We start from the raw sequence: 11,813 nt of genomic DNA on the forward strand, positions 1-11,813 counted from the left end.
ACTCGCACGGTGAAGGTTCTGGCGGCGATGAGCGGTGGAGTGGACTCGGCCGTGGCCGCGGCCCGCGCGGTGGAGGCGGGGCACGACGTGGTGGGCGTGCACCTCGCCCTGAGCAGGATGCCCGGCACGCTGCGCACGGGCAGCCGGGGGTGCTGCACGATCGAGGACTCGATGGACGCGCAGCGCGCCGCGAACGTCCTCGGCATCCCGTACTACGTGTGGGACTTCTCCGAGCGGTTCAAGCTGGACGTCGTCGACGACTTCGTCGCCGAGTACTCGGCGGGCCGCACCCCGAACCCCTGCATGCGCTGCAACGAGCGGATCAAGTTCGCCGCCCTGCTCGAGAAGGCTCTCGACCTCGGCTTCGACGCGGTCTGCACCGGCCACTACGCCTCCCTCCGCACCGCCGCCGACGGCTCCCCGGAGCTCCACCGCGCGAGCGACGAGGCGAAGGACCAGTCCTACGTCCTCGGCGTGCTGACGGAGCAGCAGCTGCGGCACTCGATGTTCCCGCTCGGCTCCACGCCGTCCAAGGCGATCGTGCGCGCGGAGGCGGCGGAGCGGGGCCTCAGCGTCGCGAGCAAGCCCGACAGCTACGACATCTGCTTCATCCCCGACGGCGACACCCGCGGCTGGCTCGCCGAGCGCGTCGCCCCCGAGACCGGAGCGGTCGTCGATCGGGACGGCGCGGTGGTCGGCTCCCACGAGGGCGCTCACGGGTACACGGTGGGCCAGCGCCGGGGCCTGCACCTCGGCGTCCCCGCGCCCGACGGCCGGCCGCGCTTCGTCCTGGAGGTGCGGCCGGTGAGCAACGAGGTCGTCGTCGGTCCGCGCGAGGCGCTGCGCATCGGCGAGGTCGCCGGCGAGCGGTTCACCTGGGCGGGGGCCGCTCCCGAGGACGCGGACGCGCCCTTCCGCTGCGACGTCCAGATCCGCGCCCACGCCGACCCGGTCCCCGCCTCCGCGGTGGTGTCGCACGTCGATGGCAGGGTGGAGCTCGTGATCACTCCGGACTCGCCGCTCGACGGCGTCGCCCCCGGCCAGACGGCCGTCGTCTACCTCGGCACCCGCGTGCTGGGCCAGTGCACGATCGACCGCACGGTCGCGGCCGACGCCGCGGTGCTCCGGTGAGCGCCGTCGAGCCCGCCGCCCGCGTCGAGGAGCTGCGGGCGCGGATCCGGTCGGCGAGCGACGACTACTACGCGGCCGACTCCTCGCCGCTGTCCGACGCCGAGTACGACGCCCTGGTGCGCGAGCTCGCCGCGCTCGAGGCCGAGCACCCCGAGCTCGCCGCCGAGGACTCGCCGACGCGGACCGTCGGCGGGATCGTCGGAGCGGGCCTCGCCCCGATCGACCACGCCGAGCGGATGCTCTCCCTCGACAACGTGTTCTCGGCCGAGGAGCTGCGCGAGTGGTGCGAGAAGACGGTGGCCTCGGCCGACCGCCCCGTCGCCTGGCTCACGGAGCTCAAGATCGACGGGCTCGCGATCTCCCTCCACTACGAGGACGGCCGCCTCGTCACGGCGGCGACCCGCGGTGACGGCCGCACCGGCGAGGACGTCACCGTCAACGCCCTCCGCGTCGCGGGCATCCCCGAGCGCCTCTCCGGCGAGGGCCACCCGGCACTCGTCGAGGTCCGCGGCGAGGTCTTCATCCCCGTGGCCGCCTTCGCCGAGCTGAACGCCCTCCAGGAGACGCTGCGCGACGAGGCGGTCGAGGAGGCGCGGACCCGCTGGTCGTCCCGCCCGCCCGCCACCCGAGGCGTCTTCGAGGAGGATAAGGCGCGCACGAGCGCACTGCGGCGCTTCCCGACCTTCGCCAACCCGCGGAACGCGGCGAGCGGCGGCCTCCGCCAGCAGCTCGACAAGAAGTCGGGTCTCGACCTGCGCGCCGGCGAGGCGCGCGTCGGCTCCCTCGCGCTCTACGTGCACGGCATCGGCGCCTGGCCGGACCCGCCGGTCGCGACCCAGTCCGAGGTCTACGGGCTCCTCTCCTCCTGGGGACTGCCGGTCAGCGGCCACAACCGCGTCTCGGCCTCGGTGGAGGAGGTGCTCGCCTTCGTGGACCGCTACGGCCGCGAGCGGCACTCGGTCGAGCACGAGATCGACGGCGTGGTCGTGAAGGTGGACGAGCTCGAGCTGCACGACGAGCTCGGCGCCACCAGCCGGGCGCCGCGCTGGGCGATCGCCTACAAGTACCCGCCCGAGGAGGTCCACACGAAGCTCCTCGACATCGTCGTGAGCGTCGGGCGCACCGGCCGCGCGACGCCGTTCGCCCAGATGACCAAGGTGAAGGTCGCGGGGTCCGAGGTGCGCCAGGCCACGCTGCACAACGCCGACGTGGTCAAGGCCAAGGGCGTGCTCATCGGCGACACGGTCGTGCTGCGGAAGGCCGGGGACGTCATCCCCGAGGTGCTCGGCCCGGTGGTGGAGCTCCGCGACGGCTCCGAGCGCGAGTTCGTGATGCCGACGCAGTGCCCCGAGTGCGGCACCACGCTCGCTCCGGCCAAGGAGGGCGACGTCGACCTGCGCTGCCCCAACGCGGAGTCCTGCCCCGCGCAGGTCCGCGGGCGCGTCGAGCACATCGGCAGCCGCGGCGCGCTCGACATCGAGGCGCTCGGCGAGGTCAGCGCCGCCGCCCTGACCCAGCCCCTGGTGCCCGCCGAGCCGCCGCTGCGGACCGAGGCCGGCCTGTTCGAGCTCACGGTGGCCGATCTCTTCCCGATCGAGGTCGTCGTCCGCGACTCCGAGACGGGTCTGCAGAAGCTCGACGCGAAGGGCGATCCGAAGGTCGTCACGCCCTTCAAGCGCAAGCGGCAGCTCGCCAAGGACGGCGCCTTCGACCCGGAGGCGGGAGCCTTCGCGGGGGACGCCGCCTCCGTGCCCTCCACCAACGCCCTCCGGCTGATCGAGAACATCGAGCGGGCGAGGACCAAGGAGCTGTGGCGCCTGCTGGTCTCGCTCAGCATCCGGCACGTCGGCCCGGTCGCCGCGCGCGCGCTGGCGGGCTACTTCGGCTCGCTCGACGCGATCCGCGTGGCGAGCCGCGACGAGCTCGCCGCGGTCGACGGGGTGGGCGGGATCATCGCCGACGCCCTGATCGCCTGGTTCGAGGTCGACTGGCACGTCGAGATCGTCGACCGCTGGGCCGCGGCCGGAGTGCGCTTCGCCACGCCCGGCCACCCCGGTCCCGGTGCCGCGGACGCCGCTGGCGGGGTGCTCGCGGGTCTCACGGTCGTGGCGACCGGCAGCCTGGAGGGGTACTCCCGCGAGGGGGCGCAGGAGGCCATCCTCGCGGCCGGCGGCAAGGCCGGCTCGAGCGTCTCCAAGAAGACCGACTACGTCGCCGCCGGTCCCGGCGCCGGCAGCAAGCTCGGCAAGGCCGAGGCCCTGGGGCTCCGGATCATCACCGCGGCCGAGTTCCACCTCCTGGTGACGGAGGGACCGGACGCGATCGCGCTGCCGGAGGAGGCGTCCGCCGACGCTCCGGAGGAGGCCGCCGCCGGCCCGGACGGGGACGTCGCCGGCGCATCGCGCTCCGACGCCTCGCCGGAGGATGACGCCGTGCCGGAGACCGACGCCGTCCCGGACGCGGCCGCCCCGAGCACGGAGGAGCCGACCGGGCCCGATGCCTGACGCGGGCGGCGGGGAGCGGCGTGCGTTCCTGCGCCGCTCCCTCGCCGACGCAGCGTCGCTCGCGCTCGACGCCGCGGCTCGGCCCACCACCGCCGAGCGTCGGACCGCCGAGGTGCTCGGGCGGATCGACCACGTGGTCGTGCTCTCCTTCGCCGGCCGCAGCCGCGACCAGGTCCTCGGCGCGCTCGACGACACGGACGGCCCGGTGTTCACCGGCGGCACGGACGCCGTGATGACCGCGCCCGGCCCGGACGATCCTCCGGGCGCGCGCTTCGCCCCCGAGATGCTGCCGGTGCACGCGCTCCTCGCCACGGCCTTCGCCCGGGCCGACCACTGGCGCGCCGACGGCCGCGATCCGCTGCCGGCGGCCCTGCGCGCGGCCCGGGAGACCGGCACCGGCTGGGCTCTCGCGGTCGACGAGCGGCAGGGCGTCTCGACCACGCTCCTCGCCGATCCGGAGTGGCCCCACCGCGACCCGGGCGCCGCCGGCTCCCGCGGCGGGCGCCTCCTTCCCATCGACGCGCTGGCCGCCGAGGCCGCAGCCGGCACCCTGCCTCCGCTCGTCCTGGTCGAGCCGCGGTCCCTCGTCGATCCGGCCGACTTCGCCGACGCCGCAGCCGCCGGCACCGATCGATCCGCCGATGCGCGCCTCGCGGAGCAGCTGCTGCACGTCGTGTTCGACGCCGTCCGCGACGGGGAGCGGGCGGGGCGGCGGATGCTGCTCCTCGTCACCGCGCGGGGGAGCGCGGAGCGGCCCGGCACGGTGCCGGCGCTCGTGCTCGCCTCGGCCGTCCCCTCGGGTGCACGGATCGGCGTGACGCTCGGTCCGGAGACTCCCGCGCAGCTCGTCCGCGCCCGGGCGGGCGTGCGCCGAGCGCTCGTCGATCCGCAGGTCCGAGAGCTGGCCGCACTCCTCAGCGGTCCCGACCGCCCCCTCGCGCGCTGGCCCCGCACGGCGCCGGCTTTCGCGCCGCCCGCGCCGGTCGGGCGGCGCCTCCGCGACGCGGCCCGCCGCGCGCACGTCGACCCCGAGCCGGAGGCCGGACTGCTCGCCCGCGTTCGAGCCGCCGTCCCGGGCGCGTCGCTACACTCCGAGCAGGCGCAGGCGGCGCAGGAGAGGCGGCGGAGATGACCAGCGAGCGGACTCCCTCGGAGCACGACGACGGAGCTCCCCGCTCCCGCTCGCGCCGCCGCTTCCTGGCCGGCACCGCCGCCGCCGGAGTCGGAGCCGGAGCCCTCGCCGGCGGCGCGATCGGCGCGGCCGTCGCCTCCGGCCCCCGCCGCGAGGAGGAGCCGCGACTGCCCGCCCGCACGGAGCCGGGTTTCGACCACGTCGTCGTGATCATGTTCGAGAACCGCTCCTTCGACAACGTCCTCGGCCGCCTCTACGAACCGGACGACCTGCCCGCGGGCGAGAGCTTCGAGGGCCTCCTCCCCGACGAGCGGACGAACACCAGCGCCGGGGGACTGACCGTCGGCACGCACGTCTACGAGGGCGCCACCGACTCCGTGATGCGCCAGCCCGACCCGGACCCGGGCGAGGAGTACCCGCACGTCAACACTCAGCTCTTCGGCACGGTGGATCCGCCCGAGAACGCCGGCCGCACCGTCGGCGCCATGACCGCGCCCTTCAACGCGCCCGCCGACGCCTCCGCCCCGACGATGAGCGGCTTCCTCGAGGACTACGTCCAGCACCTGAGGGTGATGAAGAAGGGGCAGGAGCCCACGGCGGAGGAGGTGCGGACGATCATGGGCGGCTTCTCGCCGGAGATGCTGCCCGTCTTCTCCACCCTCGCCCGCGAGTTCGCCGTCTTCGACCAGTGGTTCTGCGCCGTCCCCTCCCAGACCTTCTGCAACCGGTCCTTCCTGCACGCGTCGACCTCGCACGGCTTCGTCACCAACAAGCAGGGCGGCGGCTACGAGAAGTGGCTCGCGGACGACCTGGCCGACGCGCCGACGGTGTTCAACCGCCTCGAGGAGGCGGGGAGGACCTGGCGCGTCTACTTCGACGCGCTGCAGGTGGTCTCCTACACCGGGTTCCTGCACGCGCCGGTGCTCGAGAAGTACTGGAAGACCCACTTCTCGACGATGGACCGGTTCTACGCCGACGTGGAGAACGGCGAGCTGCCCGACTACGCCTTCCTCGAGCCGCGGCTCGTCTTCGACCACAACGACATGCACCCGCCGACCGGCGTCCTGCACGAGGACGAGGTCGACGGCACGCCCGTCTACGACAGCGCGCTGTCCGACGTCCGCGCCGGCGAGCTGCTGCTGCACCAGGTGTACTCGGCGATCCGGGAGAGCGCGAGCACGACCGGCTCGAACGCGGTGAACACGCTCCTGCTGGCGACCTTCGACGAGCACGGCGGCCTCTACGACCACGTCCCCCCGCCGTCGGCGACTCCGCCGGGCGACGGCCGCGAGGGCGAGATGGGCTTCGCCTTCGACCGGCTCGGCTGCCGCGTGCCGGCGATCGCGGTCTCGGCGTACACGAGGGCCGGCACGATCGTGCACGACGAGCTGCACCACGGCGCGGTGATCCGGACCCTCAGCGCCCTGCACGGCCTCGAGCCGCTGACCGCTCGCGACGCCTCCGCCCCCGACCTCTTCGGGGTGCTGACCCTCGACGAGCCGCGGCAGATCGGCGACTGGCCGACCACGGTGCCGCAGTACCTGCCGCCGAACCCCGAGGCGGCGCCCGCGCATCCGGCGCACGTGAACCGCGACAAGCCGCTGAGCCCGCCCGCCGTCGGCCTGATGGGCCTGCTGCTGGCCCGGTACGGCGAGCCCGGCGAGGACCTGCCGACCACCTACGAGGGCGCGTACAACGCACTCCTGAAGCACGGCGCCAGCCTCTTCGGCGGCTCCTGACGGGCGGGCGGCACGGGCGGAGGCGGTGCGGGCGCGCCGAGTAGACTGGCGGCCGGAAATCCCCCCGAACCACCAGACGGAGACGCATGTCCGAGATCACGGCCGACACGGTCGCCCATCTGGCCCAGCTGGCCAGGATCGACCTCACTTCCGACGAGATCGGGAGCCTCACCAGGGAGCTCGGCCAGATCGTCGACTCCGTGCGCGCGGTCCAGGCCGTCGCCACGCCCGAGGTGCCGGCGACCAGCCACCCGATCCCGCTCGAGAACGTCTTCCGACCCGACGTGGTCGGCGAGACCCTCACGCTCGAGCAGGCGCTCTCCGGCGCGCCCGAGCACGACGGCAGCCGCTTCCAGGTCTCCGCGATCCTGGGGGAGGAGCAGTGAGCGCGCACGGCGACGAGCTCGTCCGCCTCAGCGCGTCCGCCCTCTCCGAGAAGCTGGCCGACGGCTCGGTCTCCTCGGTCGAGGCCACCCGCGCCCACCTCGAGCGCATCGACGCGGTCGACGGAGCGGTCCACGCCTTCCTCCACGTCGCGCGCGAGGGCGCGGTCGCGTCCGCCGAGGCGATCGACCGCCGGCGCGCCGACGGCGAGTCGCTGCACCCCCTCGCCGGAGTGCCTCTCGCGGTCAAGGACGTCATCGTCACGAACGACATGCCGACCACGAGCGGCTCCCGCATCCTCGAGGGCTGGCGCCCGCCCTACGACGCGACCGTCATGCGCAAGGTCCGCGAGGCCGGGCTGGTCCCGATCGGCAAGACCAACATGGACGAGTTCGCGATGGGCTCGACCACCGAGCGCAGCGCCTACGGCCCCACCCACAACCCGTGGGACCTCGACCGCATCCCCGGCGGCTCCGGCGGCGGGTCCGCCGCGGCCGTCGCGAGCTACGAGGCGCCCCTGGCCCTCGGCTCCGACACCGGGGGATCGATCCGCCAGCCCGCGCACGTGACCGGCACCGTCGGCGTGAAGCCGACCTACGGCGGCGTGTCCCGCTACGGAGCGATCGCGCTCGCCTCGAGCCTCGACCAGATCGGCCCCGTCTCCCGGACGGTCCTCGACTCCGCGCTGCTGCACGACGTCATCGCGGGCCACGACCCGCGCGACTCGACGTCGCTGCGCGACTCCTGGCCCTCCTTCGCCGACGCGGTGCGCCGCGCCGACGTGACGGGCCTCCGGATCGGCGTGGTCAAGGAGCTCGACGGCGGCGAGGGCTTCCAGCCCGGCGTGCTGGCGCGCTTCCACGAGGCGCTCGAGATCCTGCAGGGCGCCGGAGCCGAGGTCGTCGAGGTGAGCCTCCCGAGCGTCGAGCACGCGGTCGCCGCCTACTACCTGATCCTCCCCGCGGAGGCCTCCAGCAACCTCGCCAAGTTCGACTCGGTCCGGTTCGGCCTCCGGGTCACGCCGGAGGGCGGCGGCACGGTCGAGCAGGTCATGTCCGCGACCCGCGAGCAGGGCTTCGGCCCCGAGGTCAAGCGCCGGATCATCCTCGGCACCTACGCCCTCTCGGCCGGCTACTACGACGCCTACTACGGCAGCGCACAGAAGGTCCGGACCCTGGTGCAGCGGGACTTCGACGCGGCCTTCGCCAACGTCGACGTGATCGCCTCGCCGACGGCGCCGACGACCGCCTACCGCCTCGGCGAGAAGCTCGACGACCCGCTGGCGATGTACCGCGGCGACGTCGCGACCATCCCGGCGAACCTGGCCGGCATCCCCGGCATCTCCGTCCCCGCCGGCCTCGCCGACGAGGACGGGCTGCCCGTCGGCATCCAGTTCCTCGCTCCCGCCCGGGAGGACGTGCGCCTCTACACCGTGGGCGCCGCGCTCGAGGCGCTGCTCGAGGAGAAGTGGGGCCGCCCGCTCCTCGCGCAGGCCCCCGACCTGACCCACTCCGTGCTCTCCGCGACCGAGGAAGGTGCCGTCTGATGGCCTCCGCGCACACGTCCGCTCCCGAGCTGATGGACTACGACGAGGTCTTCGAGACCTTCGAGCCGGTGCTCGGCTTCGAGGTGCACGTCGAGCTCAACACGAAGACCAAGATGTTCTCGGACGCGCCCAACGAGTTCGGGTCCGAGCCCAACACGAACGTGACCCCGGTCGACCTCGGCCTCCCGGGCTCGCTGCCGGTCGTGAACGAGCAGGCCGTCCGCTACTCGATCAGCCTCGGCCTCGCCCTGGGCTGCTCGATCGCCCCGTCCAGCCGCTTCGCGCGCAAGAACTACTTCTATCCGGACCTGGCGAAGAACTACCAGATCTCGCAGTTCGACGAGCCGATCGCCTTCGAGGGCTCGGTCGAGATCGAGCTGGCCGACGGCTCGCTCGTGCAGATCCCGATCGAGCGCGCGCACATGGAGGAGGACGCCGGCAAGCTCACGCACATCGGCGGCGCCACCGGCCGCATCCAGGGCGCCGAGTACTCGCTCGTGGACTACAACCGCGCGGGGGTCCCGCTCGTCGAGATCGTCACGAAGCCCATCTACGGCGCGGGGAAGAGCGCACCCGAGTACGCGAAGGCCTACGTCGCGACGATCCGCGACATCGTGCTGGCGCTCGGCATCTCGGACGCCAAGATGGAGCGCGGCAACCTGCGCTGCGACGCGAACGTCTCGCTCCGCCCGATCGGCCAGGAGAAGCTCGGAACCCGCACCGAGACCAAGAACGTCAACTCGCTCCGCTCGGTCGAGCGCGCCGTCCGCTACGAGATCCAGCGCCAGGCGGCGATCCTCGCCGCGGGCGGCACGATCACGCAGGAGACGCGCCACTGGCACGAGGACACCGGCCGCACCTCCGCGGGCCGGCCCAAGAGCGACGCCGACGACTACCGCTACTTCCCGGAGCCCGACCTGCTCCCGGTCGTGCCGAGCCCGGAGTTGATCGAGGAGCTGCGCGCCGCGCTCCCCGAGAAGCCTGCCGACCGCCGTCGCCGCCTCAAGCAGGAGTGGGGCTTCACCGACCTCGAGTTCCAGGACGTCGCCAACAGCGGCCTGCTGGTCGAGATCACCGAGACCGTCTCCGCGGGAGCCGCTCCGCAGGCGGCCCGCAAGTGGTGGACCGGGGAGATCGCGCGCCTCGCGAACGCGGCGGGCGAGGACCCGGCCTCCCTGGTCACCCCGGCCCAGGTCGCCGAGCTCGCCGGTCTGATCGAGAGCGGCACGCTGACCGACCGCCTCGCCCGCGAGGTCCTCCAGGGCGTCATCGCCGGAGAGGGCACCCCGCAGGAGGTCGTCGACGCCCGTGGACTCGCGGTCGTCTCGGACGACGGAGCGCTCATCGAGGCGATCGACGCGGCACTGGCCTCGCAGCCCGACGTGCTCGCGAAGATCCGCGACGGCAAGGTGCAGGCCGCCGGTGCCGTGATCGGTGCCGTGATGAAGGCCATGAAGGGGCAGGCCGACGCCGCCCGCGTCCGCGAGCTCGTCCTGGACCGCGCGGCCGGCTGAGCCGGTGCGCGGGGAGGTGCGGTCATGAGCGGTGGAACCGGCGACGCGCCCCTTCCCGCGCGGCTCGAGCTGCCGGCGGGCGCCCTCCTGCGTCCTCTCGTCTCGAGCGACGCGGACCTCCTGCACGCGGTGATCGGCGAGCAGCGACCGTGGCTCGCGGCTCTCCTCCGCGGGGACGATCCGGCCGCCTTGCCGTCGGCGTCCCTCGGCGACGACGTGCGCGGTCTCCTGCGCCTCGAGGAGGAGTCGCATGCGGGCAGAGCGCACGCGTTCCTGCTCGTCGGCCCGGACCGCACCGAGGCGCTGGGCGCTCTGAGCGTCCGGCCCGGCGGCGGCGACTCCGCCGAGGCCTCCTGGTGGGTCGTCCCCGCCGTCCGGGGCTCGCGGCTCGAGGAGGAGCTCGACGCCTACGCGCGCCGCTGGCTCCAGCAGCACTGGCCCTTCGACACAATCACCACGCCCGACAACCACCCCGACGATCCCGCCTCCCTGGCCGGGGCGAACATCGTGGCGCTCGTGCCCGTCGCGCCGGAGCGCACGGCCCTCCCCGACGCCGACGCCGCCTCGGCGGCGCTCCTCTGGGCGGAGTACCGCTCCACGCATCCGGGAGTCGACGAAGCGCTCCCGCCGGTCGAGTCGTTCGGCGACAGCACGGCGATGGCGGACGAGCTGCTGGGCCTCGTGCGGCGCGGAGTGAAGACGGCCACGGCGTCCCTCGCCGAGGAGGGGGCGCCCGTCGCGGGCGACCACTGGATCGTCTGCGACGGCGCGGGAGCGGCGCGTGTCGTCCTCGTGACGGACGAGGTGCGGACCGGTCCGCTCGACTCCGTCGACGACGCGTTCGCCTGGGCCGAGGGCGAGGGGGACCGCACGCGCGCCTCCTGGCTCGACGGCCACCGCCGCTACTTCGCCCGCGTCTCACCGGGCGGCCTCGGCGACGTGGTCTTCGAGCGCTTCCACGTGGTCTGGCCGGAGGCCGACGCCGAGCGCGCGGCCGCCTTCGCCCGCTCGGTCGGAGCGTTCCGGCCCGAGGAGCTCGACGGGACTCCCGTGCAGGACTAGGGGGTTTCCCGGATGCCCCGCTCAGGCGCCCTGCGCCAGAGTGGAGTCATGGCTACTCTCGTGCGCCCCCGTCGGGGCAGGATCATCGCCGGCGTCTGTGCCGGTCTCGCCCGCCGATTCGGCTGGAGCCCCTTCGTGGTGCGTCTCCTGTTCGTGCTCTCGTGCCTCCTCCCGGGGCCGCAGATCATCGCCTACCTCGTGATGTGGGTGGTCATCCCGAAGCAGAAGTGACCGAGGCCCCCGCTCCGAGCAGCCTCTGAGAGAACGCTCAGCACTCGGAGCGACGAGGGGCCTACGGTGGCGGTGTGCGTCCGTCGGGCGCCGAGGAGGAGATCATGGGATTCCTGGACCGACTGCTGGGCCGCGACGAGCAGCCCGAGAGCGCACGCCGCTCGACGTACGCGCCGCCGCAGGCCGCGGACCGCAGGCCCGAGTACGGCTCCCCTCCGGCGACGTCTCCGCGCACCGACGATGAGCGTGCCATCGAGCGCTACCGCTACCTCCTCCGCACCGCGCCGCCCGAGGCGATCGAGCAGGTGCACCGCGAGGCCTTCGAGCAGCTGACCCCGGAGCAGCGCCAGCAGGTCTTCCGAGAGCTCAGCGAGGGGGCCCCTGTCGGCGACGCGCCGAAGGACGACGATCCCCGCACGCTCGCCCAGTCCGCCACGAGGAGCGAGCTGCGCCAGCCCGGATTCATGGAGCGGCGCTTCTCCGGCGGCGGAGGCATGGGCTTCGGCGGCGTCCTCGCCTCCTCGATGCTCGGCACGATCGCCGGGTTCGCGATCGGCTCGGCCATCGCGG

Annotated in this window: 9 protein-coding genes and 1 pseudogene; all 10 read left to right on the forward strand. The window is 73.8% G+C overall.

Annotated features, from left to right (window positions below; genetic code table 11):
* The first annotated feature begins 9 nt into the window (after positions 1 to 9).
* Positions 10 to 1,131 carry a tRNA 2-thiouridine(34) synthase MnmA gene (gene mnmA, locus C5C33_RS05225; protein ID WP_181136193.1) on the forward strand — a complete coding sequence of 374 codons (1,122 nt, stop codon included), beginning with the start codon at positions 10 to 12 and terminating at the stop codon, positions 1,129 to 1,131.
* Positions 1,128 to 3,635, forward strand: a complete 2,508-nt coding sequence (gene ligA, locus C5C33_RS05230; protein ID WP_146085749.1) for an NAD-dependent DNA ligase LigA — start codon at positions 1,128 to 1,130, stop codon at positions 3,633 to 3,635. Before mnmA ends, ligA begins: the two co-directional genes overlap by 4 nt.
* Positions 3,628 to 4,767 carry a hypothetical protein gene (locus C5C33_RS05235; RefSeq protein WP_104260599.1) on the forward strand — a complete coding sequence of 380 codons (1,140 nt, stop codon included), beginning with the start codon at positions 3,628 to 3,630 and terminating at the stop codon, positions 4,765 to 4,767. Before ligA ends, C5C33_RS05235 begins: the two co-directional genes overlap by 8 nt.
* Positions 4,764 to 6,506 (forward strand): alkaline phosphatase family protein, encoded by a 1,743-nt coding sequence (locus C5C33_RS05240; protein ID WP_104260600.1) that lies wholly within the window; start codon positions 4,764 to 4,766, stop codon positions 6,504 to 6,506. Before C5C33_RS05235 ends, C5C33_RS05240 begins: the two co-directional genes overlap by 4 nt.
* Positions 6,507 to 6,592: 86 nt before the next feature.
* On the forward strand, positions 6,593 to 6,892 hold the full coding sequence (gatC, locus tag C5C33_RS05245) for an Asp-tRNA(Asn)/Glu-tRNA(Gln) amidotransferase subunit GatC (protein ID WP_104226848.1): 300 nt from the start codon (positions 6,593 to 6,595) through the stop codon (positions 6,890 to 6,892).
* Positions 6,889 to 8,436 carry an Asp-tRNA(Asn)/Glu-tRNA(Gln) amidotransferase subunit GatA gene (gatA, locus tag C5C33_RS05250; protein ID WP_104239402.1) on the forward strand — a complete coding sequence of 516 codons (1,548 nt, stop codon included), beginning with the start codon at positions 6,889 to 6,891 and terminating at the stop codon, positions 8,434 to 8,436. Before gatC ends, gatA begins: the two co-directional genes overlap by 4 nt.
* On the forward strand, positions 8,436 to 9,950 hold the full coding sequence (gene gatB, locus C5C33_RS05255; protein ID WP_104260601.1) for an Asp-tRNA(Asn)/Glu-tRNA(Gln) amidotransferase subunit GatB: 1,515 nt from the start codon (positions 8,436 to 8,438) through the stop codon (positions 9,948 to 9,950). Before gatA ends, gatB begins: the two co-directional genes overlap by 1 nt.
* A gap of 24 nt (positions 9,951 to 9,974) precedes the next feature.
* On the forward strand, positions 9,975 to 11,012 hold the full coding sequence (locus C5C33_RS05260) for an ASCH domain-containing protein (protein ID WP_104260602.1): 1,038 nt from the start codon (positions 9,975 to 9,977) through the stop codon (positions 11,010 to 11,012).
* Positions 11,013 to 11,060: 48 nt separating this feature from the next.
* Positions 11,061 to 11,243 carry a PspC domain-containing protein gene (locus C5C33_RS05265; protein WP_104223873.1) on the forward strand — a complete coding sequence of 61 codons (183 nt, stop codon included), beginning with the start codon at positions 11,061 to 11,063 and terminating at the stop codon, positions 11,241 to 11,243.
* A 104-nt stretch (positions 11,244 to 11,347) separates the two neighbouring features.
* Positions 11,348 to 11,813 (forward strand): annotated as a pseudogene (locus C5C33_RS05270) (hypothetical protein); the annotation flags it as partial.

The sequence above is a fragment of the Rathayibacter sp. AY1H3 genome, assembly GCF_002932015.1.